The organism is Ectobacillus funiculus (assembly GCF_004138295.1).
Lineage (GTDB): Bacteria > Bacillota > Bacilli > Bacillales > Bacillaceae_G > Ectobacillus > Ectobacillus funiculus.
In genome coordinates, this window is sequence record NZ_SCFM01000130.1 from 1 (window position 1) to 1,015 (window position 1,015).

The 1,015-nt window shown below is 37.1% G+C and carries 1 protein-coding gene; it reads right to left on the reverse strand.

What is annotated here, in order from left to right:
- On the reverse strand, positions 1 to 1,015 hold a 1,015-nt coding region (iscB, locus tag EP737_RS25170; RefSeq protein WP_165350946.1), incomplete at both ends, for an RNA-guided endonuclease IscB.

Genomic DNA, 1,015 nt, shown 5'->3' on the forward strand with positions numbered 1-1,015 from the left:
TTCTTCTCTTTTCTGCCCTTACGTGCAGTTGCTTCATGTAACGAGCGTTTTTTCTTTCTAAATTGTTTGATGTAGAGAACGTGATCTGTATTTTCTTTGATGTTTGTTATCTCTGTAGCTGCAACGGCATCATGATAATGTGTTTTTTCCAGTTGAAGTTCTTTTCTTCTTGGTGTAGTGATGCTGCCATATGTAATGTGAGCATCTAAATACTGATCAAATACCCTTCTACGAAGGATGTTCATAAAGGGTCCTTCTTTGTAGCGTTTGGTTTTCTTCTTCTCAACCATCCACTTCCAAAGAATGTTACCTTCCTGATGATTCTCATGGGTATGGCAATGTGTGCAAACAGTAATTAAGTTGGATGCTGCATTGCTTCCACCATGGCTTCTATAGATGATATGGTGCGTTTGTAAAATGCCACCCTTTTTCTTACAAGCTTGGCAAGTGTAGTTGTCTCTTGCAAAGACAAAATATCGTACATCATAATACCCAAAGGTATCACCTTCTTGATATTCCTTGCCTTGTATGTCTGGATTCATCATCTTTTGTACGTCAAACTTTCCTACTTCTATGTGAAGTTTACATGTTGGAAGGAATGAATAAAAGGTATCTATCCAATGAAATGCGTTATCTATTCTGCTCTGAATAGAAGGTGGAAGCCAACCCTTTGGACGGGATGAAGTGAAGGATATGGATATTTTACGATATCCTCCTTTCTTTTTTCCTTTCCCTTCTACATATACGCGTTTTGTTTTGTACTTGAACTTTGACTTTCTGTATCGTGTTTTACGATTTCTTCTGCTTCTTCTATAGATTTTCTTTGTTTCCAAATTGCTCTTTACATCTTGACGTAGCTCTATTTCTGTTTTTCCAAGAACTTTTTCACCGGATGTAACGGCAGCTCCCATATGCTTTGCACCTAAATCAATACCTAATTTTGTTTCTTGTGTTGTTTCTCCAGTTGTATACGATAACTGAATTGTAAAAGGGTTGTATCTTACAATGGTTGCTT